Source organism: Isoptericola sp. NPDC057559, from assembly GCF_042801555.1.
Taxonomy (GTDB): Bacteria; Actinomycetota; Actinomycetes; order Actinomycetales; family Cellulomonadaceae; genus Isoptericola.
In genome coordinates, this window is sequence record NZ_JBHVFQ010000032.1 from 1 (window position 1) to 20,232 (window position 20,232).

Annotated in this window: 18 protein-coding genes; 8 read left to right on the forward strand and 10 right to left on the reverse strand. The window is 75.9% G+C overall.

Annotated elements, in window-relative coordinates:
* Positions 1-399 (reverse strand): hypothetical protein (locus tag ACFU5J_RS19630; protein ID WP_430579843.1); only part of this gene is annotated, 399 nt, incomplete at its 3' end.
* A gap of 120 nt (positions 400-519) precedes the next feature.
* On the opposite strand from ACFU5J_RS19630, the gene ACFU5J_RS19635 reads away from it, so the two are divergent.
* Both ACFU5J_RS19635 and ACFU5J_RS19640 read left to right on the forward strand, forming a co-directional pair.
* A complete protein-coding gene (locus tag ACFU5J_RS19635; RefSeq protein WP_430579844.1) occupies positions 520-1,098 on the forward strand; it encodes a YbjN domain-containing protein in 579 nt (192 codons plus the stop codon).
* Positions 1,095-1,682, forward strand: coding sequence for a YbjN domain-containing protein (locus ACFU5J_RS19640; protein ID WP_430575215.1), 588 nt, complete (start codon positions 1,095-1,097; stop codon positions 1,680-1,682). The genes ACFU5J_RS19635 and ACFU5J_RS19640 overlap by 4 nt, the downstream gene beginning before the upstream one ends.
* 18 nt (positions 1,683-1,700) lie before the next feature.
* Here ACFU5J_RS19640 and miaB read toward each other — a convergent pair whose 3' ends face one another.
* Positions 1,701-3,344: a tRNA (N6-isopentenyl adenosine(37)-C2)-methylthiotransferase MiaB gene (gene miaB, locus ACFU5J_RS19645; RefSeq protein ID WP_430579845.1), complete on the reverse strand. Its 1,644-nt coding sequence runs from the start codon at positions 3,342-3,344 to the stop codon at positions 1,701-1,703.
* A 186-nt stretch (positions 3,345-3,530) separates the two neighbouring features.
* On the opposite strand from miaB, the gene ACFU5J_RS19650 reads away from it, so the two are divergent.
* From ACFU5J_RS19650 to ACFU5J_RS19665, 4 genes are all read left to right on the forward strand, one after another.
* Entirely contained in the window at positions 3,531-4,325 is a 795-nt protein-coding gene (locus ACFU5J_RS19650) for an amino acid ABC transporter ATP-binding protein (RefSeq protein ID WP_430579846.1), read from the forward strand.
* Positions 4,326-4,381: 56 nt separating this feature from the next.
* On the forward strand, positions 4,382-5,236 hold the full coding sequence (locus ACFU5J_RS19655) for a glutamate ABC transporter substrate-binding protein (RefSeq protein WP_430579847.1): 855 nt from the start codon (positions 4,382-4,384) through the stop codon (positions 5,234-5,236).
* Between the two features lie 108 nt (positions 5,237-5,344).
* A complete protein-coding gene (locus tag ACFU5J_RS19660) occupies positions 5,345-6,034 on the forward strand; it encodes an amino acid ABC transporter permease (protein WP_430579848.1) in 690 nt (229 codons plus the stop codon).
* Positions 6,031-6,951 (forward strand): amino acid ABC transporter permease, encoded by a 921-nt coding sequence (locus tag ACFU5J_RS19665; RefSeq protein ID WP_430579849.1) that lies wholly within the window; start codon positions 6,031-6,033, stop codon positions 6,949-6,951. The genes ACFU5J_RS19660 and ACFU5J_RS19665 overlap by 4 nt, the downstream gene beginning before the upstream one ends.
* Before the next feature lie 64 nt (positions 6,952-7,015).
* On the opposite strand, the gene ACFU5J_RS19670 is transcribed toward ACFU5J_RS19665, so the two are convergent.
* From ACFU5J_RS19670 to ACFU5J_RS19690, 5 genes are all read right to left on the reverse strand, one after another.
* A complete protein-coding gene (locus ACFU5J_RS19670; RefSeq protein ID WP_430579850.1) occupies positions 7,016-7,747 on the reverse strand; it encodes a regulatory protein RecX in 732 nt (243 codons plus the stop codon).
* A 79-nt stretch (positions 7,748-7,826) separates the two neighbouring features.
* The gene (recA, locus tag ACFU5J_RS19675; protein WP_430579851.1) at positions 7,827-8,945 is read right to left on the reverse strand and encodes a recombinase RecA; all 1,119 of its coding nucleotides are present in this window, start codon (positions 8,943-8,945) and stop codon (positions 7,827-7,829) included.
* A 157-nt stretch (positions 8,946-9,102) separates the two neighbouring features.
* Complete coding sequence (locus tag ACFU5J_RS19680; protein WP_430579852.1) at positions 9,103-10,029, reverse strand: MBL fold metallo-hydrolase; 927 nt, start codon at positions 10,027-10,029, stop codon at positions 9,103-9,105.
* Positions 10,026-12,170 (reverse strand): alkaline phosphatase family protein, encoded by a 2,145-nt coding sequence (locus ACFU5J_RS19685; protein ID WP_430579853.1) that lies wholly within the window; start codon positions 12,168-12,170, stop codon positions 10,026-10,028. Before ACFU5J_RS19685 ends, ACFU5J_RS19680 begins: the two co-directional genes overlap by 4 nt.
* 59 nt (positions 12,171-12,229) lie before the next feature.
* Positions 12,230-12,463, reverse strand: a complete 234-nt coding sequence (locus ACFU5J_RS19690; protein ID WP_430575205.1) for a DUF3046 domain-containing protein — start codon at positions 12,461-12,463, stop codon at positions 12,230-12,232.
* Positions 12,464-12,552: 89 nt separating this feature from the next.
* Here ACFU5J_RS19690 and ACFU5J_RS19695 point away from each other — a divergent pair, with 89 nt between their 5' ends.
* Both ACFU5J_RS19695 and ACFU5J_RS19700 read left to right on the forward strand, forming a co-directional pair.
* The gene (locus tag ACFU5J_RS19695; protein ID WP_430579854.1) at positions 12,553-17,631 is read left to right on the forward strand and encodes a DEAD/DEAH box helicase; all 5,079 of its coding nucleotides are present in this window, start codon (positions 12,553-12,555) and stop codon (positions 17,629-17,631) included.
* A gap of 9 nt (positions 17,632-17,640) precedes the next feature.
* On the forward strand, positions 17,641-18,444 hold the full coding sequence (locus ACFU5J_RS19700) for a DNA-formamidopyrimidine glycosylase family protein (RefSeq protein ID WP_430579855.1): 804 nt from the start codon (positions 17,641-17,643) through the stop codon (positions 18,442-18,444).
* A gap of 79 nt (positions 18,445-18,523) precedes the next feature.
* Here ACFU5J_RS19700 and ACFU5J_RS19705 read toward each other — a convergent pair whose 3' ends face one another.
* The 3 genes from ACFU5J_RS19705 to pgsA form a co-directional block, all read right to left on the reverse strand.
* Complete coding sequence (locus ACFU5J_RS19705) at positions 18,524-18,871, reverse strand: helix-turn-helix domain-containing protein (protein WP_380315827.1); 348 nt, start codon at positions 18,869-18,871, stop codon at positions 18,524-18,526.
* A gap of 234 nt (positions 18,872-19,105) precedes the next feature.
* Complete coding sequence (locus ACFU5J_RS19710) at positions 19,106-19,624, reverse strand: CinA family protein (protein ID WP_430579856.1); 519 nt, start codon at positions 19,622-19,624, stop codon at positions 19,106-19,108.
* Positions 19,621-20,223 carry a CDP-diacylglycerol--glycerol-3-phosphate 3-phosphatidyltransferase gene (gene pgsA, locus ACFU5J_RS19715; protein WP_430579857.1) on the reverse strand — a complete coding sequence of 201 codons (603 nt, stop codon included), beginning with the start codon at positions 20,221-20,223 and terminating at the stop codon, positions 19,621-19,623. The genes ACFU5J_RS19710 and pgsA overlap by 4 nt, the downstream gene beginning before the upstream one ends.
* Positions 20,224-20,232 lie beyond the last annotated feature (9 nt).

The following is a 20,232-nucleotide window of genomic DNA, read 5'->3' on the forward strand; positions in this document are numbered from 1 at the left end:
GGCGTCGTCGCCGGGCCCGTCCGCGGCGACCTCCACCACCGCGTCCTCGTCCTCGAGCCCCGCCCGGTCGAGGGCCGACCGCAGGGCGACGAGCGCGACCGACGCGGGCACGTGGGCGGCCTCGCCGCGCGGGTCCGGCCAGGCGGCGACCGCGGGCACCCAGCGGTCCGCCACCCCGGCGCCCGCGAGCGAGGGGCGCAGCCGGCCAATCCGCCCGCCCGCCCCGCGCGGGACCGGCGCCAGCACGACGAGAGGTCCGTCACCCGCCGGCGCCGCCGTCACGAGCCGGTCCAGCGCCTCGTCGACGGCGCGCCGGACCTCGCCCAGCCGGTCGGCTCCCCCGCCGGCACCGGGCACGAGCAGGGGCGTTGCGGGCAGGACCACGGCGCGGGCAGGCACCCGTCCAACCTACCGTCGGCCCTGGCCGGCGCACCGCGCCGGGGCAGGTGGGGCGCCGCGCCCGCACCATCACCCGGCCGCGCCCGGCGACACCCGGCCGACGACGTGTAGCGTGGACGGGTGAGGTTCTTCGGTTCACGCCGGGCAAGCAGGATCCGGCCGACCTCCGTCGGCCGGGACGACGAGCTCGCGGACGACCTGCGCGACGACGAGCTCCACGACCGCATCGAGGGTCTGCTCGCCGACCAGGTCGGCAGTCCGGACGACGTGCTGTCGCCGCTGTCGCGCGACCGCGTCACCGACTGGATGGAGCGGTCCGGTTTCTCCTACTTCGTCGACTCCGACGGCGACGTGGGCGGCCTGTGGCACGGGTGGCTCTTCTACTTCCTCGTCCTGGGCGAGCGCGCCGAGGTGCTGCAGGTGCGCGGTCAGTGGCACCGCGACCTGACCATCGACCGCCTGGGCGAGATCCTCCAGATCTGCAACGAGTGGAACGCCGAGCGGATCTGGCCCAAGGCCTACGTGCGGGTGCGCGACGACGGCTCCGTCGTCGTGTGCGCCGAGGTCACCGTCGACGTGGGCAGCGTCGTCGGCGAGGCGCAGCTCGACCAGCTCCTGCAGTGCGGGCTCAGCACCGGCTCGATGTTCTTCGAGCACCTCGACGCAACGTTCCGCGACCCGCTGCGGGACGCGGCGTGACCGGCACGGACCGGTCGGGCGGCCTCGGCCGGCGGGTGCTGCGCGGCGCCCGGCGGGCCGCCGACGCCGTCGGCCGCGCCGTGCAGGACGTCGGGACGCGCGTCGCGACCCGCACCGACACGGCACCCGTCCGCCCGGGCCGGCCGGCCGCCGGCCCGCGGCCGCTGTCGAGCGCGCGCGTCGCGGACGACCTCTCGCGCCGCGGCTACCGGTTCCGCACCGACGACGACGGCGACGTCACGGGCACCTGGGACGGCAACCGGTTCTGGTTCCTGCTGCTCGGCGACCACGAGGAGATCCTCCAGGTGCGCGGCCGCTGGGCCGGCACCGTGCCCGAGGGCTCGCGGATGGCCGTGCTGCAGGCGGCCAACGACTGGAACCGCGAGCGCGTGTGGCCCAAGGTGTACACCCGCCCGGAGGGCGACGGGCTCGCCCTCTACACGGAGGTGTCGGCGGACTTCGAGCACGGCGCCACGGACGAGCAGCTCGCCGCGACGGTGTCGTGCGGCCTCGTCACGTCGTCCCAGTTCTTCAGCACCGTGGGCGCGCTCGCGCCCGGCCCGGAGCCGGACGACCTGGACTGACCGGGCGCTCCGGCCCTCTCAGGCGCGCAGCGACGGCATCCCGAGCACCACGGGCCCGCCCGCGGGGGCGGCTCCGCCGTGGCCGTGCTCGTCGTCCCCGCCGCCGAGGCGCGCGGTCTCGCGCTGCGCCCACGCGTCGCCCGACCGGGTGCGCCGGACGGCGTAGGTGCCGTCGTCGATCGCCGAGTCCGCGATGAGGTGGTGCGGGGCGGCGCGCGTGACGTCCACGGTCACGACGTCGCCGGGGCGCGGCAGCCGCGGGTCGAGCGCGTCGCGGTCCGCCAGGCGCGGGTCGTCGAGCGACACGGGCGCGCCGGTGGTGCGGTCCTCCACGGCCAGCACGTCGGCGGGCAGCGCCACGTGCACGAGGCGGTTGTCCGGGGCCCGCCCGGAGAGGCGGTGCGCCGCGCCGTCCTTCTTGCCGGCGCCCTCGGCGACGAGGACCTCGACGCGGCGGCCCACCTGGCGGTCGGCCTCCTCGCCGGCGATGCGCTCCTGGAGCTCCAGCAGGCGCTCGAAGCGCTCCTGCACGACCTCCTTCGGCAGCTGCTCCTCCATCGTCGCGGCCGGGGTCCCCGGGCGCGGCGAGTACTGGAACATGAACGCCGAGCTGAAGCGGGAGGCCTCCACGACGCGCAGCGTCTCGCGGAAGTCCTCCTCCGTCTCGCCCGGGAAGCCGACGATGATGTCGGTGGTGATGGCGGCGTCCGGCATGGCGGCGCGCACCCGGTCGAGGATGCCCAGGAACTTCGCCGACCGGTAGGAGCGGCGCATCGCGCGCAGCACGCGGTCCGAGCCGGACTGCAGCGGCATGTGGAGGCTCGGCATGACGTTGGGGGTCTCGGCCATCGCCTCGATGACGTCGTCCGTGAAGGCCGCCGGGTGGGGCGACGTGAACCGCACGCGCTCCAGCCCCTCGATCGCGCCGCAGGCCCGCAGCAGCTTCGCGAACGCGCCCCGGTCGCCGAACTCGACCCCGTAGCTGTTGACGTTCTGCCCCAGCAGGGTCACCTCGACCGCGCCCGCGGCCACGAGCGCCTCGACCTCGGCGAGGACCTCGCCCGGCCGGCGGTCGCGCTCCTTGCCGCGCAGGTGCGGCACGATGCAGAACGTGCAGGTGTTGTTGCAGCCGACGGAGATCGACACCCAGCCCGCGTAGACGGACTCGCGGCGGGTGGGCAGCGTCGAGGGGAAGACCTGCAGGGACTCCGCGATCTCCACCTGGGCCTCGGCGTTGTGCCGCGCGCGCTCGAGCAGCACCGGCAGCGCGTCCAGGTTGTGGGTGCCGAAGACGACGTCGACCCACGGGGCCTTCGAGACGATCTCGCCGCGGTCCTTCTGGGCGAGGCAGCCGCCGACGGCGACCTGCATGCCCGGCCGGTCCGCCTTGATCCCGGCGAGCTGACCGAGGTTCCCGTAGAGCCGCGTGGCGGCGTTCTCGCGCACCGCGCACGTGTTGATCACGACCACGTCGGCACGGCTCGCGGCCTCGTCCTCGGCGGTGGCGCGCGCGTATCCGGCCTGCTCGAGCATGCCGGCCATGTGCTCGGAGTCGTGGACGTTCATCTGGCAGCCCAGGGTGCGCACCAGATAGGTGCGGCGGCCGGGCGCCTCGTCCGTGGTACGGACCGGCGCGGCGGGGCTCTGCGTGGTACTGGACATCGCCTCTAGGGTACGGTGCCCGACGGCCGGGCCCCGACGTGGCGACCCACCCTTCCTGCGCGACGTGGTCGACGACGCCAGGGCTCGGGCCTGCACGCACGACCGTGCCGGCACTGTTACGCAACCGTTGCGGAACCGCACCGACCGGTGCTGGTCGCGGAAACACCGAGTGGATAGGTTCGAGAGATGGATCACGACGGCGCGACCACGACGAACGACCCCGCGGGGGCGTCGTCCTCCCTCGGAGCACCCCTCGTCGAGCTCAAGGACGTGAACAAGCACTTCGGCGACCTGCACGTGCTGCGGGACATCGACCTCACCGTGCGCCGCGGCGAGGTCCTGGTCGTCATCGGGCCGTCCGGCTCGGGCAAGTCGACCCTGTGCCGCGCGATCAACCGCCTCGAGACGATCGACTCGGGCGAGATCCTCATCGACGGGCAGCCGCTGCCCGAGGAGGGTCGTGCCCTCGCCAAGCTGCGCGCCGACGTCGGCATGGTGTTCCAGTCCTTCAACCTCTTCGCGCACAAGACGATCCTCGAGAACGTCACGCTCGGGCCGGTCAAGGTCCGCCGGGAGAAGTCGTCGGCGGCGAAGGAGCGCGCCCTGGAGCTGCTCGACCGGGTCGGCGTGAAGAACCAGGCCCAGAAGATGCCCGCCCAGCTCTCGGGCGGGCAGCAGCAGCGCGTCGCGATCGCCCGGGCGCTCGCCATGAAGCCCAAGGTGATGCTCTTCGACGAGCCCACCTCGGCGCTCGACCCGGAGATGATCAACGAGGTGCTCGACGTCATGGTCGCCCTCGCCAAGGAGGGCATGACGATGATCGTCGTCACCCACGAGATGGGCTTCGCGCGCAAGGCGGCCAACCGCGTCGTCTTCATGGCCGACGGCCAGATCGTCGAGGAGGCGACGCCCGAGGAGTTCTTCACCGCGCCCAAGAGCGACCGGGCGAAGGACTTCCTGTCCAAGATCCTCTCCCACTGAACCCGGCAGGGACCGGAACAACGGGACCGGCCTCTCAACGACGAAGGGTAAGAACGATGCGTACACGACACATGGGTGCCGCCACGCTCGCCGCACTGACCGCGCTCACGCTCGCCGCCTGCGGCGGCAGCAGCGACGTCGGCGGCGGCGGAGACGCGACCGGCGACTCCGGCGGTGGCGACTCCATCAAGATCGGCATCAAATTCGACCAGCCGGGCCTCGGCTACCAGGACGGCAGCGACTACACGGGCTTCGACACCGACGTCGCCCGCTACGTCGCGGACAAGCTCGGCTACTCCGAGGACCAGATCCAGTGGGTCGAGGCCCCGTCGGCCAACCGCGAGACCATGCTGCAGACCGGCCAGGTCGACATGATCTTCGCGACCTACTCCATCACCGACGAGCGCAAGGAGCAGGTCGCGTTCGCGGGCCCGTACTTCGTCGCCGGCCAGGACCTCCTCGTCGCGCAGGACAACACGGACATCACGGGCCCCGAGTCCCTCAAGGGCAAGAACCTGTGCTCCGTGACCGGCTCGACCTCCGCGCAGCGGATCAAGGACGAGTACGCCGCGGACGTGCAGCTCGTCGAGCGGCCCAGCTACGTCGAGTGCGTCACCGCGCTCACCGCGGGCCAGGTCGACGCCGTCACGACCGACGACATCATCCTCGCCGGCCTCGCGGCCCAGCCCGCCAACAAGGGCAAGGTCAAGGTCGTGGGCAACCCGTTCTCCGAGGAGAACTACGGCGTGGGCCTGCCGAAGGACAACGACACCTGCTCGAAGATCAACGACGCCATCCAGTCGATGATCGACGACGGCTCGTGGGAGAAGGCCGTGACCTCGAACACCGAGGGCACCGGCTACACGCCGAACGCCGACCTCAACCCGCCGACGCCCGAGCCCTGCGCCTGACCTCGACGACCGACCGATCGGGGCGAGGGGGGCGGCGTCCGGCGCCGCTCCCCTCTCCCGTCCACCGCGGCACCGCCGCACCACCCCCCCCCGGGAGGCTGACACACCGTGGGTGACTTCCTGTCCCAGATCGGGGCGCTCTTCGCCGAATATCCCATCGCGAGCGCGTTCTGGGTCAACATCCAGCTGACGTTCTGGGCCGCCATCGGGTCGCTGATCCTGGGCACGGTCCTCGCCCTCATGCGGATCTCCCCCATCGCGAGCCTGCGATGGGCGGGCACCGCCTACGTCAACATCCTGCGCAACACCCCGCTGACCGTCATCATGACGTTCCTGTTCCTGGCCGTCTGGACGCAGCTGCAGGTCAGCCTCTCGGACAACTTCGAGACGAACTTCTTCCGCTTCGGCGTGATCGGCCTGACCGTGTACCACGCGGCGTTCGTGTGCGAGGCGATCCGCTCCGGCGTCAACACCGTGCCGATCGGGCAGGCCGAGGCCGCCCGTGCGATCGGGTTGTCGTTCCTCCCGGCCGCGCGGCTCATCATCCTGCCGCAGGCGTTCCGCGGGTCGATCGCACCGCTGGGCAACACCCTCATCGCGCTGCTGAAGAACTCCACCGTCGCCGTGGCGGTGAGCGTCTCGACGGAGACGGCGACCCTCATGCGGGAGATGATCGACAGCAACGCGAACTACATCTACGCGATCTTCTTCATCTTCGCGCTCGGCTTCGTGGTCATCGTCATCCCCATCGGCCTGCTCACCACCTTCCTCTCCAACCGACTGGCGGTGCGCCGATGAGTGCCCAGCAGACCGTCCTGTTCGACGCGCCCGGGCCGCGAGCCCGCCGCCGCATCCTCATCGGCAACGTGGTGGGAGCGCTGATCGTGCTCGGCATCGCCGCCGTGGTCGTGGTCGCGCTCGCGAACAAGGGGCAGTTCGCCGCCGACCTGTGGAGCCCGATCTTCACCGCGAGCGCGTGGCAGGACTACTTCATCCCCGGCCTGAAGAACACCCTCCGCGCCGCCGGCTGGGCCATCGTCGGGGCCGTGATCTTCGGCCTCATCCTCGGGTCGGGCCGGCTCGCCAGGTCCCGGACCGTCCGCTGGATCAGCGGCGTGGTCGTGGAGTTCTTCCGCGCCGTGCCCGTGCTGCTGATGATGATCTTCTTCTGGCTGCTGCTCGGCTTCAACCAGGTCCCCGAACCCGCGTTCCTCGCGGTCGTGATCGCGCTCATCCTCTACAACGGCTCGGTGATCGCGGAGCTCGTGCGTGCCGGCGTGGGCAACCTGCCCAGGGGGCAGTCGGAGGCGGGCCTGGCGATCGGCCTCACGGGCGGCCAGACCCTGCGCTCCATCCAGCTCCCCCAGGCGCTGATCGCGATGCTGCCGGCGCTGGTCTCGCAGCTCGTGGTCGTGCTGAAGGACTCGGCCCTGGGGCAGATCATCAGCTACCCGGAGCTGCTGCGCGCCGCCCAGATCTTCGGGAACGGGCACGCCAACAACCTGCAGACCCTGACGGTCGCCGCGCTCGTCTTCATCGTCATCAACTGGGTGCTCACCGCGGTGGCGCGCTGGCTGTCGCGGTTCCTGCAGGGCCGCACGTCCGGCGCCACGGCCACGGGCCCGGGGATCGGCAACCCGGTCGCCGGCGCCGGGGCCGGCGGCAAGGGCCCGGGCCACCGCGTCGTCGCGGGCGAGCCCGGCGGGGCCGCCTGACCACACCGCCCGCCACGACGAGGGCCCCGGACGTCCATGACGTCCGGGGCCCTCGTGCTGACGGTCAGTCGAACCCGCCGGGGTAGTCGTCGGCGTCGTCCGCGCCCTCCTCGGAGAGCGCGTCCCGCACCACGCCGAACGAGACCCCGGGCGCGTACCCCTTGCGCCCCAGGGCGCCGACGGCGCGCCGCACGCGCACGTCACGGTCGAGCCCGCGGGTGCGCGCCACGTGCTTGCGGGCGAGGGCGAGCGCGGCCTCGTGCTCGTCGTCGCCGTCCACCTGCTCGAGCGCGTCCGCGGCGGTCTCCTCGTCGATCCCCCGCCGCCGGAGCTCCATCGCGAGGGCGCGGCGCGACAGCCCGCGCTCCGCGTGCCGGGTGCGCACGAGCATGTCCGCGTAGGCCGCGTCGTCCACCAGGCCGACCTCGTCGAACCGGTTGAGCACGGGGGCGACGACCGCCTCCGGGTACCCCTTGCGCGCGAGCGACTGCTCGAGCTCCGCGCGGCTCTTGGGTGCGGCGGTGAGGATCCGCAGCAGCGTCTCGCGGGCCTTCTCCGCGGCGTCCTCGAGGCTCAGGTCGCCCGACTCCAGCCGCTCCGCCACGGTGCGCCGCGGCTGTCGGGTCCCCGACCGGCGCCGGCCGCCCGACGGGTCGTCCTCGGTCTCTCCGGCGGCCGCGAGGCCTGCATCACCGGCCCCGTCCTCGCGGGCACCGCCCCAGCCCTGCGGGCGCGTGCCCTGCCGGCGGCCGCGACGCTTCCCCACGCCGCGACCGCCCAGGGCGTCCGTGGTCACGCGAGCCTCCTGGCCGCGACACGCCATCCTGCGCGATGCCGCCGGAGGGCGACGCCGCACACGCCGGTGACCGCGCGGATCAGAACGGCGCCTTCTTGCCCTTGGCGCCGGCCTTGACCGGCACCGGGTCGACCGCCAGCCCGGTCGCCGAGCCGGCGCCTGAGGCCGGTTCACCCGCGTCCTCCGCGGGGGCGTCGAGCTTCGCGCCGACGCCCAGCTTCTCCTTGACCCGCTTCTCGATCTCGTTCGCCAGGTCGGGGTTGTCGCGCAGGAACGCCCGGGCGTTCTCCTTGCCCTGGCCGAGCTGGTCGCCCTCGTAGGTGAACCACGAGCCGGACTTGCGCACGAAGCCGTGCTCCACGCCCATGTCGATCAGGCCACCCTCGCGGGAGATGCCCACGCCGTACAGGATGTCGAACTCCGCCTGCTTGAACGGCGGCGCCATCTTGTTCTTGACCACCTTGACACGGGTCCGGTTACCGACCGCGTCCGTGCCCTCCTTGAGGGTCTCGATGCGGCGGATGTCCATGCGCACCGAGGCGTAGAACTTCAGCGCCTTGCCACCGGTGGTGGTCTCCGGGGAGCCGAAGAACACGCCGATCTTCTCGCGGAGCTGGTTGATGAAGATCGCCGTGGTGCCCGACGCGCTCAGCGCGCCGGTGATCTTGCGCAGCGCCTGCGACATCAGCCGCGCCTGCAGGCCCACGTGGCTGTCGCCCATCTCGCCCTCGATCTCGGCCTTGGGCACGAGGGCCGCGACGGAGTCGATGACGATGATGTCCAGCGCGCCGGAGCGGATCAGCATGTCCGTGATCTCCAGCGCCTGCTCGCCCGTGTCCGGCTGCGAGACCAGCAGGGCGTCGGTGTCGACGCCGAGCTTCTTGGCGTACTCCGGGTCCAGGGCGTGCTCCGCGTCGACGAACGCCGCGATGCCACCGGCCCGCTGGGCGCTGGCGACCGCGTGCAGCGCGACCGTCGTCTTGCCGGAGGACTCCGGGCCGTAGATCTCCACGACGCGGCCGCGCGGGAGGCCGCCGATGCCGAGCGCGATGTCGAGCGCGATCGAGCCGGTGGGGATGACCTCGACGGGTGCACGACCCTCGTCGCCGAGGCGCATGACCGAGCCCTTGCCGAAGCTGCGGTCGATCTGGGCGAGCGCGGCCTCGAGTGCCTTCTCGCGGTCTGCCGTTGCGGGCATGTCGGTCACCTTTGCGTTCTGGGCGCGGCGGCTGCGCGCCGGCGTTCGTGGCTGCGTGCTCATGTTGTTGCCGACCGTACGCGGGGCCACCGACACGGTCGGGGCGGTCCGTCGCGGGTGTGGACGACGACGTTCGAGGACCTCCTGGGGACAGACTCTACCCGAACACGTGTTCGACGAGCCCCTCGCCGTCCGGCGTGTCGCGCCACGACTCCCCCGGCCGCAGGACCACCGCCCGCACCTCGGGCGCGACCCGGCGGACGGCCGCCGCGAAGGCCTCCCCGGCGTGGTCCATCCACCCTCGCGGCAGGTGCTCCCCGCCGGGCACGTGCAGGGTGCCCCAGTGCACCGGGATCGCCACCCGCGGCCGCACCCGGGCGCACACCTCCGCCGCGCCGCCCGGCCCCAGGTGTCCGCCCGACAGGCGCGGACCCCACCCCGAGACCGGCACCAGGGCCACGTCGACGCGGCCGCCGGCCAGCTCCCGCACCCGGCCGATGCCGGGGAAGTGCTCCGTGTCGCCGACGGCCCAGACCGTGGGGCCGCCGCCCCCGTCCCCGCCGGCGCGCACCAGGTGGCCCGTCGCCGCGTTGGGGCGGTGCGGCATGGGCCGGTCGCCGTGCACCGCGGTGACCAGCCGCACCCGCGCGCCGCCCACCTCGTACCAGGCGCCGCCGTGCGCCACGCCCTCCTGCGCGGGGCGCCCGCCCGGCCCGGTGCGGCCGAGCGAGCCGGCGGGCGGCTCGAGCCCGACGCCCCGCAGGCCCTTGCCGCGCAGCCACCGGGCGTTCGCCGGCGCGGTGAGGACCGGCACGTCGCCGAGCAGGCGCAGCGAGCCCAGCTCGGCGTGGTCGTGGTGCAGGTGCGACAGGAGCGCCGCGTCCGCGCCGCGCCACGCGTCGGCCGCGGGCCGGTCGCCCCGGCGCCGCAGCACCCCGGCGTGCCGGCGCAGCAGCGGGTCGGTCACGAGCCGCGTCGTGCGGCCGTCCGGGCCGGCCAGGTCCAGCACGGCGGTCGAGTGGCCGAGCCACGTCACGCGCAGCGCTGGGGCGGGGCCGGGGCCGGTCCCAGGGGCGGCACTCATGCGCCCTCCCGCAGGCCGAGCTGCGCCAGCCAGCCGACGAGCCGGCGGTGCACCGCCTCGGCGCCCACCAGCATGCGCGTGCCGTCGACGTCGTCGCGCTCGTCGTCCGGCACCACGAGGTCGTCGGGGTACAGCAGGAGCGCCTCGCACTGCGCGCCGCCGAGCCCGCCGTGGGAGCCCACCAGCTCCTCGAGCGCGTGCACGCGCCCCAGGGGACCGACCGCCGAGACCACCACCAGGTCGCCCGCGTCCTCGAGCCCCGCGACGCGCACCAGGTCCGCCCGCGCCCGCGAGCCGTACCCCGCGAGCGGGTCGCGTCCCGACACGAGGCCCGACGCCAGGTGGTGCGTGCCGCCGGGCCCGTGCGCGACCGGCCCCTCGTCGTCGTGCACGACGACGAGGCCCACCGCCGGGCTCGCGAGCAGCCCCGGCACCAGGGCCGGCCACCGCAGGGCGACCTCGGCGGCGCCCAGGCGGCGGGGCTCCCGGCAGAACCAGACCATCCCGAGGTTGCCCGAGCCGATGACCGCCACCTCGGGTTGCGCGGCGGGCGGCGTCGCGGACGCCCCCTCCGCGGGGGGACCCGGCGGGACGTCGCGGTCCGGCCCGACGAGGACCCGGCCCTCGCCCGCGCGGCCCGGCCGCAGCGCGTGGAGGGCCGTGTTCGCCGGGCCCCAGGCCTCGCCGTCCGACCGGCCGCGACGCGACGCCGCGCCGCGCGGCGCGACGTCGCGCGCCGGGGGCCGCTCGCGCAGCAGACGCCGGACCTCGTCGCCGAACGAGCGCCCGACGACCTGCTCGAAGGTGTCGCCGAGCGACTGCCCGTGGTCCGAGACCACCACCACCCGGTAGCGCCGCGGCGCACCGCGGGCGATCTCCTCCCACAGCCCGAGCACCCGGTCGAGGCCCTCCAGCGCGCGCAGCGCCTCCGGCCGCAGCGGCCCGGCGTGGTGCGCGATCTCGTCGTAGTCGACCAGGTCGACGCACACCACGGGCGCCCCGCGCACGAGCTGCTCGGCCACGAGCGCGGTGTTGAGGTCCCGCAGCAGCACGTTCGTCACGGCGCGCAGCACCGGGTACCAGCCGCGCCGCGAGACGCGGGGGCGCACGCCGCGCACCACCTGCTGCCACCCCTGGTACAGCTCCTTGAGCGTCTCGCCGACCGTGCCCGCCACGGCCCGCACCAGGACGAACGGGCTGGCGAAGAAGCGGACGAACAGCTGGCCGGGACCCAGCCCCTCGGACGCGCGGCTCATCACCAGCAGGCTGGTCGGCGCGTCCCCGGAGAACATCGTCGACACCGCCACGCCGCCGTCCGCCAGCAGGCCCCGGCCGTCGGACGCCCCGCGCTCCACCGCGGCCGCGTCCGCCGGGCGGTTGGTCACGACCATGCGCCCGAGCCGCCGCGACCACCACCGGAACGCCGGCACCGCGTCGGTCGTGCCGTGCAGCAGGCCGAGAGTGCTGGCCGGGGTGGTGCACGGCACCCGCGCCCACCAGGACTCGAGGCGGTGCGAGCCCGAGCCGAGCCACCGGTCGAGCGTGGGCGCCAGCCCCGCCTGCAGCGCGTGCTCCAGCGTCGGGCGGGCGACGCCGTCGAGCATGACGACGAGGACGCCCGCGGGCCGCTGGTCCGCCGCGGGCCCCGAGCCGTCGTCGCCCGCGCCGTCCGGCCCGGCCGCGGTGCGCAGGGCGGCCCGCGGGAGCCCTGCGGCCCGGCGGGCCCGGCGCAGCAGGTCGCCCACCACGTAGGCGTTGTCGCGCGCGCCGAGCACCCAGTGCCCGCACGCCATCACGACCCCGGCGACGACCAGCACGGCGAGCACCGCCGTCCACGAGGTGCTGGTGATCCCGGGCAGGAAGGTCAGGGCCGCCCAGACCACGAGGACCTGCGCCCCCAGCCCGAGGACCAGCGCCCCGACGGCGCCCCCGGCCCGCGCGAGCCGGCGCAGGGGCGCGCGCAGCAGCGCGTCGCCCACGCCGACCACGAGCGCGGCCAGCAGCACCGACCAGGGGTTGGTGGCGTGGACCCCGTCGACCAGCGCGATCGCGACGCCGAGCCCGGCGGCGGTCGAGACCAGCGACCAGAGGGCGGCGCGGACGTCCGCCACCGTGACGAGCGGGGGGCGGGCGCGGGGCATGGCGCCATGATGCCGCGCGCGGCGGACGTCGGCGCGGGCGCGGCCAGGCCGGGGCGCGGTCAGCGCGGGGGCGGCGCCTGCCGGCGGTCGTCGTGGCCCCAGCGCCGGGGCTCGGGCACGTCCAGCGCGTCGCAGAGCGCGTGCCAGACGTCGCGGGGCTCGACGCCCGCCTCGAGCGCCTCCGCGGGGGTGCGCCCGTCGAGCCGCGGCAGCACCTGCTCGCGGACGAGGGCACGCCCGTAGGCCGGCCCGAAGACCTCGTCGACCAGCTGGGCGAACTCGCGATAGCGCACGTCACCAGCCTCGCACGGGTCCGGGGGTGCCCGGTCCCCGGGGCCGCCCCGCCCTGCGGGCTGTCGGTCCCCCCTGCCAGGATGGCGGGGTGGTCGTCCCCCCGTCCGCCGTCCCCGGCAGCCCCGACGACGTGCTCGCCCGGTTCGGCCCCGCGACGCGCGCGTGGTTCGCCGGCGCGTTCGAGGCGCCGACGGCGGCCCAGGCCGGGGCGTGGGAGGCGATCAGCTCCGACCGGCACGCCCTGGTCGTCGCGCCGACCGGGTCCGGCAAGACGCTCGCCGCCTTCCTCTGGGCCATCGACCGCCTCACGACCGAGCCGCCGCCCGAGCGCGCGCGGCGCTGCCGGGTGCTGTACGTCTCCCCCCTCAAGGCGCTGGCCGCCGACGTGCAGCGCAACCTGCGCTCCCCGCTCGCCGGGATCAGGCAGGCCGCCGCCCGCGACGGGCTGTCCGTCGAGGAGGTGACCGTCGGCGCCCGGACCGGCGACACCCCCGCGTCCGAGCGGCGGGCGTTCGCCACCCGGCCCCCGGACGTGCTGGTCACCACCCCGGAGTCCCTCTTCCTCGTGCTCACCTCCCAGGCGCGGGCCGGTCTGGCGGGGGTGCGGACGGTCGTCCTCGACGAGATCCACGCCGTCGCCGGCACCAAGCGCGGGGCGCACCTCGCACTCAGCCTGGAGCGCCTCGACGAGCTCCTCGACCGGCCGGCGCAGCGCATCGGGCTGTCGGCCACGGTCCGCCCCGTCGAGACGGTCGCGGAGTTCCTCGCCGGGCACCGCACGCCCGACGACGGCGGCCGCGAGGTGGTGGTCGTGCAGCCCGAGGCCACCAAGAAGTGGGACATCGAGGTCGTCGTGCCGGTGCCCGACCTGGCGGACCTGGACGCGGCGTCGACCGTGCCCGACCCGACCGCGCCCGGCCCGGCGTCCACGGCCCCGCAGCCCGGACCGTCCCCCGGGCTCGGGGACGAGGAGGTCGACCTCAGCGGCGACGCCGCGTCCCCGCTGCGCCGGGCGTCGGTCTGGCCGCACGTCGAGGAGCGGGTCGTGGACCTCGTCGCGGAGCACCGCTCCACGCTGGTGTTCACCAACTCCCGCCGCGGGGCCGAGCGGCTCACCGCCCGCGTGAACGAGATCTGGGCGGAGCGCTCCGGCGTCGAGCTGCCGGCGGCCGGCACCCAGTGGCCCGCGCTGGCGCAGGGGCAGTCCGGCGCCGCCGTCGGCCTGCCGCCCGCCGAGGGCGGCGGGGCCGAGGTGCTCGCGCGGGCCCACCACGGGTCGATGAGCCGCGTCGAGCGCACCCGCACCGAGTCGGACCTCAAGGCCGGGCGGCTGCCGGCCGTGGTCGCGACGTCGTCCCTCGAGCTCGGCATCGACATGGGCGCGGTCGACCTCGTGGTGCAGGTCGGGGCCCCGCCGTCCGTCGCGAGCGGCCTGCAGCGCATCGGCCGGGCGGGTCACCAGGTCGGCGCCGTGTCGCACGGCGTGGTGTTCCCGACGTTCCGCGGCGACCTCGTGCCGGCCACCGTGGTGGCGCAGCGGATGCGCGCGGGCGAGATCGAGCACCTGCACGTGCCGTCGAACCCGCTGGACGTGCTCGCCCAGCAGGTGGTGGCGGCGCTCGCGACCGACGACTGGCAGGCCGACGACCTGCTCGCCGCGTTCCGCCGGGCCCACCCGTTCCGCGCCCTCGGCGACGCGACCTGGCGCGCCGTGCTGGACATGCTCGCCGGCCGCTACCCCAGCGAGGACTTCGCGGAGCTGCGCGCCCGGATCGTGTGGGACCGCGCGTCGGGGCGCCTGTCGGGCCGGCCCGGCGCGCTGCGGCTCGCGGCCACCAGCGGCGGCACCATCCCCGACCGGGGCCTGTACGGCGTCTACCTGGCGACGGAGCCGCCTGCCGCGGGCTCCCCCGCCGGGGCCGGCGGCGACCGACCGCGGGGCGGCAAGCGCGTGGGCGAGCTGGACGAGGAGATGGTCTACGAGTCGCGCGTCGGCGACACCTTCACCCTCGGCTCGTCGACCTGGCGCATCGAGGAGATCACGCCCGACCGCGTCCTCGTCACCCCGGCCCCGGGCCTCCCCGGGCGCCTGCCGTTCTGGAAGGGCGACTCCCCCGGCCGCCCCGCCGAGCTGGGGCGGGCCGTGGGCGCCTTCGTGCGCGAGACGGACGCGCTGCTGGCCGACGACGAGGCGCGCGGGCGCGCCGGCCTGCGGGACGCCGGGCTGGACAGGTGGGCGGCCGACAACCTCGCGTCGTACCTGGGCGAGCAGCGCCGCGCCACCGGCCGGCTCCCGGACGACCGCACCGTCGTCGTCGAGCGGTTCCGCGACGAGCTCGGCGACTGGCGGGTCGTCATCCACTCGCCGTTCGGCGCCCCGGTGCACGCGCCGTGGGCGCTCGTCGTGGCCGCGCGGCTGCGGGCGCGGTACGGCACGGACGTCGCCGCGATGCACGCCGACGACGGCATCGTGCTGCGCCTGCCGGACGCCGGCGACTCCGGGTGGGATCTCGGCGGGCCGGGCTGGGACGGCGCGCCCGGCCAGGACGGCGGGCACGGCGGCGCGGGCGGGGACGGGCCGGCCGTCACCACGGAGGACCTGCTGGTGGACCCGGACGAGGTGCTCGGCGCGGTGCGCGACGAGCTGGGCGGCTCCGTGATGTTCGCGGCCCGCTTCCGCGAGGCGGCCGCGCGGGCGCTGCTGCTGCCCCGCCGCCGGCCCGACCGGCGCCAGCCGCTGTGGCAGCAGCGGCAGCGGGCGTCGCAGCTGCTGCAGGTGGCGTCGCAGTTCCCGGACTTCCCGATCATGCTCGAGGCCGCCCGCGAGTGCCTGCGCGACGACTTCGACGTCGCCGCGCTCGCCGAGCTCATGGGCGACCTGCAGGCGGGGCGGGTGCGCCTGGTGGAGGTCACCACCTCCACGCCGTCGCCGTTCGCGCAGGCGCTCCTGTTCGGCTACACGGCGCAGTTCCTGTACGACGGCGACGCCCCGCTGGCCGAGCGGCGCGCGGCCGCCCTGTCCCTGGACCCGGACCTGCTCACCGAGCTCCTCGGCGAGCAGGGCGCGACCCCGCTCGCCGACCTGCTGGACCCGGGCGCGGTGGAGCGGACCGAGGCGCAGTTGCAGGCGCTCGCACCCGACCGGCAGGCCCGGGACGCGGAGGGCCTGTGGGACGTGCTGCGCCGCTCCGGGCCGCACCCGCTCGCCGGCCTGCGGGCCCGCACGCGCGAGGAGTCCCGGGACCACGTCGCCGGCTGGCTCGCCGAGCTCGAGCGGTCGCGGCGGGTGATCCGGGTGCGCCTCGGCGGGGGCGGCGCGCGCGGCGACGACGCCGAGCAGTGGGCGGTCGTCGAGGACGCCGGCCGGCTGCGGGACGCCCTCGGCGTGGCGCTGCCGGTGGGGGTGCCGGAGACGTTCACGGAACCGGTCGCCGACCCCTTGGGCGACCTCGTGCGCCGGCACGCCCGCACGCACGGGCCGTTCCCCGCGGCGGACGTCGCCCGGCGCTACGGCCTCGGGATCGCCGTCGTGGGCCAGGTGCTGGCCCGGCTCGAGGCGCTGGGCGCGGTCGCCCGCGGGGCGCTGCGCCCGTCGTCCCTGGGCGGGACGGGCGACGAGTGGTGCGACCCGGAGGTGCTGCGCACGCTGCGGCGCCGGTCCCTCGCCGCGCTCCGCGCCGAGGTGGAGCCGGTGGAGCCCGAGTCGCTCGGCGTCTTCCTGCCGCGCTGGCACGGCATCGGCGTGCGCGTGGGCGGCGCCGGGTCCGCCGGAGGCTCCCTGCGCGGGGCCGACGGCGTGCTGCGCGCCGTGGAGCAGCTCTCCGGGGCGGCGGTGCCGGCGTCCGCGCTCGAGACCCTCGTGCTGCCCGCCCGGGTCTCCGACTACTCCCCGGCCGTCCTCGACGAGCTCACGACGGCGGGCGAGGTCCTGTGGTGCGGGCACGGGCGGCTGCCCGGCTCGGGCGGCGGCGACGGCATGGTGAGCCTGCACCTGGCCGACGGCGCTCCCCTCACCCTGCGCGAACCCGACGCGGTCGAGGAGGGCGGGCCGCTCGACACCGACCTGCACCGCGCGGTCCTCGACCTCCTCACCGGGTCCGGCGGGTACTTCCTGCCGCGGCTCGCGGAGCTCGCGGACGCCGGGCAGGGCGCCACCCTCGACGCGCTCTGGGACCTGGTGTGGGCGGGATGGGTCACGAACGACCGCCTCGGCCCGCTGCGGGAGTCCCTCGGCGGCTCCTCGCGGCGCGGTGGCGGCGCCCACCGGGCCCCCGCGGCGCCGGCCCGCGCCCGGCCGGTGCGCCCGTCCCGGTTCGGCCTGGCCCGGCCCACGTCGGTCGCGGCCGTGCCGCGCACGGGCGGCGGGCGCTGGGCGGCGCTGCCCGCCGTGGAGCAGGACCCGACCGTCCGGGCGCACGCGCTCACGCAGGTGCTGCTCGAGCGGCACGGGGTGCTGACCCGCGCGGCCGCGCCCGCGGAGGGCGTGACGTCACGGTTCCGGGACGTGTACCGGGTGCTCACCGGCCTCGAGGAGCGCGGCGCGGCGCGACGCGGCTACTTCGTCGAGGGCCTCGGGGGGTCGCAGTTCGCGCTGCCCGGCGCGGTCGACCAGCTGCGCACCGACGCGGCGGACCGGGACCGCGCGCTCGACGCGCTCGTGGAGGGCGCGGGCGGCGTCGCGGCGGCCGGCGCGGGCGTCGCGCCGGGCGCGGTGCTCCTGGCCGCCACCGACCCGGCGAACCCGTACGGCGCCGCGGTCGCGTGGCCGCGCGCCGGCAGGGCCACCGTTCCTCCGGGCCCGGCCGGCGCGGCGGGCACCTCGGGCAGCGGGAGCACGGCCGGCGACGACGGCGCGGGCGCGCACCGCCCGGGCCGCAAGGCGGGCGGCGTCGTGGTGCTCGTGGACGGCGAGCTGGTGCTGTTCGTCGAGCGGGGCGGGCGCACGGTGCTCTCCTTCGGGCGCGGCGACGCGGGGGACGGCGCGCGGCTGGCCGCGGCGGCGCGGCTGCTCGCCGCAGAGACCCGCGCCGGCCGGCTCGGGCGCGTGACGGTGCAGCGGGTCGACGGCGTCCCCGCGCTCGCCGCCGCGCGCGACCGCACACCGGCCGCGGCCGCCCTGCTGGACTCCGGCTTCGGCGTCACGCCCCGCGGGCTGCGACCGGCCTAGGCTGCGACCGTGCCCGAGGGAGACGTGCTGCGGCTCACGGCCGAACGGCTCGGGGCAGCGCTGTGCGGCTCGCCGCTGGTGCGCGCCGACCTGCGCTGGCCGTCGGCGGCGGGCGTGGACCTGGTGGGCGCGACGGTGCGCGAGTCGGTCGCTTACGGCAAGCACCTGCTGCTGCGCACGGACGACGGACGCACGCTGCACACGCACCTGCGCATGGACGGGTCGTGGCGCGTGGCCCGCACGGGGTCCCGGGAGGCGGCGGGCCGCTCCCCCGCCGTGCGGGCCGTGCTCGCCACGAGCACCTGGACCTGCCTGGGCCTGCAGCTCGGCATGCTGGACGTGCTGCGCACGCACGACGAGCCCCGCCTGCTCGGCCACCTCGGGCCCGACGTCCTCGGCGACGACTTCCCGGACCGTCTCGACGAGGGCGCCCGGCGGCTCGGGGCCGACCCGCGCCGCCCGGTGTGCGTCGCCCTGCTCGACCAGCGCACCGTCGCCGGCATCGGCACCATCTGGACGGCGGAGTCGCTGTTCGCCACCCGCCGCTGGCCCTGGACCCCCGTGGGAGACCTGGACGACGCGGCCCGCCGGGAGCTGCTCGCCACGGCCCGGCGCCTGATGTCCCGCAGCGTGGAGGTGGGACGCCGCGCGGGCCTCGGCGCCGTCGAGCAGGCCGTGCACGGGCGCCACCGCGCGCCCTGCCGCCGCTGCCGCACCCCCGTCGCGCTGGGCAGCACGGCCGGCCCCGGCCTCCGCCCGGACGGCGGGGAGCGCGCGATCTACTGGTGCCCCACCTGCCAGGCACCGCCCTGACGGTGCCGGACACGGCAGGAGCCGGCCCCGCGAGTCGTGCTCGCGGGACCGGCTCCGTGGAGTTCCTTGCGGCTGCGGGTCAGCCGACCGGTGCGAGGTCTCCTCGCAGCGCCTGGTCGGCGTCGCGCGACTCGCCGCGGCTGAGCATGCCGGCGAAGACGTCCGCCGGGATGGTGTCGGGGATGTGCAGCCCCTCGGCCACCGCGATGCGGTCGCTCACCTCACGCAGCACGAGGGACATCGGTACGTCGAGCGCCTCGCAGATCGACGCCAGCAGCTCCGACGACGCCTCCTTCTGCCCGCGCTCCACCTCGCTCAGGTAGCCGAGCGAGACCCTGGCGGCAGAAGACACCTCACGCAGGGTGCGCCCCTGGCGCTGCCGCGCATCACGCAGCACGTCGCCGATCTCACGTCGCAGTACGACCATCTCGCGCCCCCTCTCCGTGGCCGATCGTCCCGGGTTCGGACCGGTCGTGACCGGATTCCTCGTCCGTCCTGTCGTTCCCCTGGCAGCAGGGGTGGCACTACCGTACCGCGCGCGCGGTCCGCCCGGCCTGGCGTGGCGCGGATCGAGACTGGTTCGTGCCCTGTCACTCATCACACCTGCGCAACGCGCGCACCCGGGGCCTTGTTCCCGCGCTCCCGGGCCCCGACAGGCTCGTCACGCCTCCTTCACAGGTGCCGGTGCGTCGCCGCCCTCCTCGGCCTCGAGGGCCAGGGCCAGCACGGCCCGGACGGCCGCGGCCCGCACCGCCGGTCGATCGCCCGGGAGGTCCAGCCGGCGGACCCGGTCCCCCGCGGGCGTGCTCACCGCGACGTACACCTCCCCCGGTGCGTGCCCGTCCTGCGGGTCCGGGCCGGCGACGCCCGTCGTGGCGAGCCCGACGTCGGTCCCCAGCGCCCGGCGCACCCCGGCCGCCATCTGCGCCGCCACGCCCGGGTCCACCGGCCCCCGGCGCGAAAGCAGCGCCGCGTCGACGCCCAGCACCGAGCCCTTGACGTCCGTGGCGTACGCGACGACGCCGCCACGCACCACGGCGGACGCGCCGGGGACGTCGACGAGCGCGGCGACCACGAGGCCGCCCGTCAGCGACTCCGCGGCGCCGAGCGTCCACCCGCGGGACCGGGCGCCGTCGAGCACGGCGCGCGCGAGGTCCCCGACCGGGGGCGTCGCGGTCATGCCGTGGGGCGTGGTCCGGCGGGCCGGCGACCCTCGGCCATCAGCCGCCAGCCCTGCACGAAGTAGTCGACCCCCGTCACGACGGTGACGACGATCGCCAGGCCCAGCACGACCCAGGCCACGACGAGCACCGCGCTCGGCAGGGCCGCCAGCGGGAGCAGGAAGAGCGTGATCGCCACGGACTGCAGCACCGTCTTGAGCTTGCCGCCGCGCGACGCGGGCATCACGGCGTACCGCAGCACGACCATCCGCAGCACGGTGACGCCGAGCTCCCGCACGAGGATGACGGTGGGCACCCACCAGGGCAGCTCGCCCAACGGCCAGCAGAGCAGGATCAGGGCCGTGCCGATGAGGGCCTTGTCGGCGATCGGGTCCAGCAGCTTGCCGAGGTCCGTGACGAGGTTGCGCGACCGGGCGAGGTAGCCGTCCACCCGGTCGCTCACGGCGGCCAGCACGAACACGCCGGTGGCGACGAGGCGCCAGGTGACGGAGTCGCCGCCCTCCATGAGGAGGGTCCAGGCGAAGACAGGAACGAGCGCGATGCGCACGAGGGTCACCGCGTTGGCGACGTTCCAGGGCGAGGGCGCTTCGTTGACCACCGGAACACC

Excerpts from the sequence above, each read along its gene's own strand:
- miaB (WP_430579845.1), bottom strand. The coding sequence starts at position 3,344 with ATGTCCAGTACCACGCAGAGCCCCGCCGCGCCGGTCCGTACCACGGAC.
- ACFU5J_RS19650 (WP_430579846.1), top strand. The coding sequence starts at position 3,531 with ATGGATCACGACGGCGCGACCACGACGAACGACCCCGCGGGGGCGTCG.
- ACFU5J_RS19655 (WP_430579847.1), top strand. The coding sequence starts at position 4,382 with ATGCGTACACGACACATGGGTGCCGCCACGCTCGCCGCACTGACCGCG.
- ACFU5J_RS19665 (WP_430579849.1), top strand. The coding sequence starts at position 6,031 with ATGAGTGCCCAGCAGACCGTCCTGTTCGACGCGCCCGGGCCGCGAGCC.
- recA (WP_430579851.1), bottom strand. The coding sequence starts at position 8,945 with ATGCCCGCAACGGCAGACCGCGAGAAGGCACTCGAGGCCGCGCTCGCC.
- ACFU5J_RS19680 (WP_430579852.1), bottom strand. The coding sequence starts at position 10,029 with ATGAGTGCCGCCCCTGGGACCGGCCCCGGCCCCGCCCCAGCGCTGCGC.
- ACFU5J_RS19685 (WP_430579853.1), bottom strand. The coding sequence starts at position 12,170 with ATGCCCCGCGCCCGCCCCCCGCTCGTCACGGTGGCGGACGTCCGCGCC.
- ACFU5J_RS19705 (WP_380315827.1), bottom strand. The coding sequence starts at position 18,871 with ATGGTCGTACTGCGACGTGAGATCGGCGACGTGCTGCGTGATGCGCGG.
- ACFU5J_RS19710 (WP_430579856.1), bottom strand. The coding sequence starts at position 19,624 with ATGACCGCGACGCCCCCGGTCGGGGACCTCGCGCGCGCCGTGCTCGAC.